We start from the raw sequence: 4,289 nt of genomic DNA on the forward strand, positions 1-4,289 counted from the left end.
GTAGTTGGCCTGCAGGGTGGCTTCATTGAGCTGGTTGATGATGACCCGGTCCGGGTCCAGCGGCAGCAGGTGCACCAGCGAAGCGGTGCCGGCCAGCTCCAGGCAGCGCAGCGTATCGGCACTGACGCCCAGCGTTCGCGTGTTGCTGGCAAAGGCCTCGTCGAACTTCGCCTGGCTGGCGTCGGTCAGGTAGGCCTTGGTCAGGAAGGTCTTGGTGGCACCGGTACTGTTGCCTTCACCGCAGCCGCCCAGCTTGCCGGTCCACTCCTGGCGGCTGATGACCAGGTTGCGCCCGGCCTTGAGCGCGCTGGCGGCGATGAATTTCATCCGATCGCCGGACGGGGTGATGGCCACCGGCCCGGCGGTAAGGTTGTCCAGGTTCCAGTTGGCCAGCGCAGTGTCGGCGTTGTTGCTGCCGGGGGCGGCAATGATGGCGACCAGCTGCTTGCCGTCGGCACTCATCGTGACCGACTGCAACGCGGGAATCTTGGCGAAATCCTCTGCGGGCAGAGGCGCGGCGGCGGCTTGGCCGACGCACAGGCCCAGCAGCATTGAAACGGCGGCACCCAGGCGGGCAGGCGTATATCGGAGTTGCATCATCAGCGGTTCCTTGTGGCGGGGCACGGCAACATGACCGGAAGATGAACGAAGCCTGGGTTCTCGTCAACTCCGCGTGAAGCCCATCCGCATGCGCACCATTGATGGAAGAGACCCCGCCGGAGCGGGGTCTTTTGCTGCAGGAAACGACGTCGACGGATCAGTTGTTGCCGAACTCGTACTTGGCCTGCACGTAGATGGCACGGCCATAAGCGTTGTACAGGTAGTTGTTGTACGGCTGGCCGCTGGTGCCGGCGAAGCTGTACCGCTGGTTGTCAGGCATCTTGTTGAACACGTTGTTGACCATCAGCGACAGGCTCAGGTTGTCCATCGCCCGATAGTTCACGCTCAGGTTGTAGGTGGTGTACGAACCCCACTTGCCGGCCTTGTAGCCGGAGCTGTGGACGTAATCGTAGCCATTGCCCAGGTAGGCCATGTAGTTCGGCGTCTTGCCGATGTAGTTGGCATACAGGGTGGTGGTCCACTTGTCCTTSGCCCAGCCGATCGMACCGTCGGCRCGCACCTTGGCGTACKRGTCGTASWYCCACATCGCRTACGGGTCGCGCAGCAGGTCCAGGTACTCRTCGCCCGGCTGCGGYTGCAGTTCGCGCTTGAKCATGTYGGTGTAGTTGCYGGAGAACTGCAGCGMACCGAAGCGGCCGATGTCCTGTACGTACTTGAAGCTGGCCGTSASCGCCTGCAGGTTCTGGCTGGCSAYGTTCATCTTCGGCGTRTAGATCTSRTCRAGYWYGCCGGMGSCRTCRCGGGTGATCCAGTCGCTGACGTTCTGGCAGCTGGCCGAGGTGTTGTTGGTCTGGCCGTTGCGGCAGTAATACTCGGCCAGCAGCAACTGGTCGGAACTGAGGGTGTTGACCTCGTTCTTGATCTTCCAGTTGTAGTAGTCCACCGACACCGACAGGTTGTTGATGGGCGCCCACACGATGCCGGCGTTCCAGACRTCGGCGGTGATCGGCTCAAGGTCCGGGTTGCCGGATTGGGTGCCGAACACCGACACGCTGTCATACGGGCAGCCGGTGGTGTTGGCCGGGTCGTAGCCCAGCTGGCCGCAACGGTAGTAGTCGGTGGAGCCGTTGGCGTAGTAGCCGCTGACACCCTGGAAGGCATCGGACAGGGTGGGCGCGCGGAACGCGGTGCCGTACTTGCCACGGAACAGCAGGCTGTCGATCGGCCGGAATTCCAGGCCGACGCTGTAGGTCGCCTTGTCGATGGTGTTGCCACCGATCTTGAAGGCGTCGTAGCGGCCGGAGCCGGTCACCGTCAGTGATTCCAGCAACGGCATGCGCAGTTCGCTGGTCACCGCGTAGCTGCTGCGATGGCCGGCGCCGGAAACCGCGGTGGTGCCCCACACGCTGCCATCCACCAGGCGGGTATCGGGCGTGTAATCCCAGCCTTCGCTGCCGCCTTCAACCACCACTGCGAAGCCGGCGTCGCCGCCGGGCAGCTTGAACAGCGCACCATTGGTGACCTGCGCACGCAGCAGGTTCTGCCAGGTGCGGCTCTGGCTGTAGGTGTAGCCGGTGAAGCTCTGGAAATCACCGCTCGGCAGTGGCGAGTAGAACGCTTCCCAGTCCGGGCTGTAGATGTTGTACCCGGTGCTGGTGGTGCCCAGCACCGGCCCCAGCACACGCTGCTCGAAGTAGTCGTTGATCGGATCGTTCCAGCGCACGAAGTTGCGCTCGGTCAACTTGTATTCGCCGCGGGTGAAGCTGGCACTGTAATCCCAGCTGCCTGCCGTGCCGCGGCCGCCGAGCGTGACCTGGTAAGCCTTGTTGCGATCGGTGTTCATGATGTCGCGATAGCCGCCGGCGCCGATGTCCTCCGGCGCGAACACGCGCTGCAGGTTCATGTACTGGCCGCTGTCCTGATCGTAGAAGCGGCCCCATCCGGAGGAGGTGCCCCACCAGGTGTAGTTCGAGCCTGTGGCGTACTTCACTTCTTCCAGGCTGTAGAGCGCGTCGCCGAACAACTGGAAGTTGTCGTTCACATCGAAGGTCATCGAGCTGTAGATCTGCCCGCTTTCCTTGCCGTTCTTGATGGTCTTGTAGCCGGTGCCATASACCGAACCGCAGGCCTGGCCGGTYGGCCGGRTGCCGAGCACGGTGGTGCCGTCGAACTGGCCCGCCACGTTGGCGCACAGGTTCGGGTCCATCATCGCGTAGCGGTTGCTGTTGGCCGGCAGCAGTACCAGGAAGTCGTTGGAGACGTACTGGGGGCTGTAGCCGTCGGGATTGTTGACCTTGGTCAGGTCACGCTGGTAGCCCCAGATCGGGCTGGTTTTTTCGTACTGCACGTTGACCAGCGCATGGAATCGATCGTCGACACCGTTGAAGCCGCGCGCCGCACTGACGCGTACGCTGTTGCCGCCGCCTTCGGAGTAGGCACCGCCACGGACGTTGAGCACACCGCCATCCATGCGCTCCTTGAGGATGATGTTGACCACGCCGGCGATCGCATCCGAACCGTACAGCGACGACTGGCCGCCGGGCAGGATCTCGATGCGCTCGACGATGTCGATCGGAATGCCGCTGATGTTGTTGAAACTGTCGCTGCCGTTGTACAGCGCCGGATACGAGAGCATCGGGCGGCCGTTGATCAGGTACTTGGTGTAGCCGGGGCTGAGCCCGAACATGCCGGCGGCCTCGGCACCCTGGGTGAACGAAGCGGAGGTCTGCCCGCCCTGCAGGCCGCCGGTCGACAGCGAGGACTGCTGCAGGACGTCGGCGACGCTGGTGAAACCGCGGGTCTGGATGTCCTCGGCGGTGACGGTCAGGACCGGCGTGTGGTTCTCGATCTGCGTCTGCGGGATCAGTGAGCCGGTGACGGTGACGCGGTCAAGCTGTGTCGGGCCGGTGTCCTGCGCGTGGGCTGCGCCGGAGGCGATCAGGGTGCCGATCAGGGCAAGGGTCAGGGGGTGACGCGAAGGCGTGGAGCGATGGCGAGACATGATGGATCCCCGTAATGAGCGATGTCGTCTGGCTGATGTCCTCCCTGACATCTTCATGATGTGTTCAGTTGCAATCCATTCAGCCGGACCGTAACACGACGTTCACGTTGTCAAAACGGACCCGTCACACGGATGTGCTGCTTATCGGAAGAAAAGTCCTTTGAAATCAGTGCGTAAACGCGATTGTCTAGGAATGTTTCAAAATGTTGCGTTGCAGAACAGAATTGATCGAAGACGATTTGTAGTATGTAGATCAATGGCTTGCTGGCTTCGCGGAGACTTTTCTGATTAATTAATTTATGAGACTGGTTTCGATGTTCCGTCTCAATTGACGGGCATGAAAAAGGCCCCGCCGAAGCGGGGCCTTTTGTGCAGTTCCGGCCCGGCGCTTACTTCCCGCCGAACTCGTACTTGGCCTGCACGTAGACCGCACGGCCGTAGGGGTTGTAGATGCTGCTGTTGTACGGTGCGCCGATGTTGCCGGCGTAGCTGTGGGCCTGGCCGTCGGGCATCTTGTTGAACACGTTGTTGACCATCATCGACAGCGTCAGGTTGTCCATCGCCTGGTAATTCACGCTCAGGTTGTAGGTGGTGTACGAGCCCCACTTGCCGGCCTCGTAGCCGGACGGATGCACGTAGTCGTAGCCCTTGCCCAGGTATGCCATGCGGTTGGGCGTCTTGCCGATGTAGTTGAAGTACACGGTGGTGGTCCACTTGTCCTTCGCCC

At 62.0% G+C, this 4,289-nt stretch carries 1 protein-coding gene and 2 pseudogenes; all 3 read right to left on the reverse strand.

The window, feature by feature from the left end; all coding sequences use genetic code 11:
- Positions 1–597 (reverse strand): annotated as a pseudogene (locus AC1VAN_RS13305) (S9 family peptidase); the annotation flags it as partial.
- A gap of 160 nt (positions 598–757) precedes the next feature.
- A complete protein-coding gene (locus AC1VAN_RS13310; protein ID WP_480985965.1) occupies positions 758–3,562 on the reverse strand; it encodes a TonB-dependent receptor domain-containing protein in 2,805 nt (934 codons plus the stop codon).
- Positions 3,563–3,951: 389 nt separating this feature from the next.
- Positions 3,952–4,289, reverse strand: a pseudogene (locus AC1VAN_RS13315) (TonB-dependent receptor); the annotation flags it as partial.

This window comes from Stenotrophomonas sp. 05L44_2 (assembly GCF_056665995.1).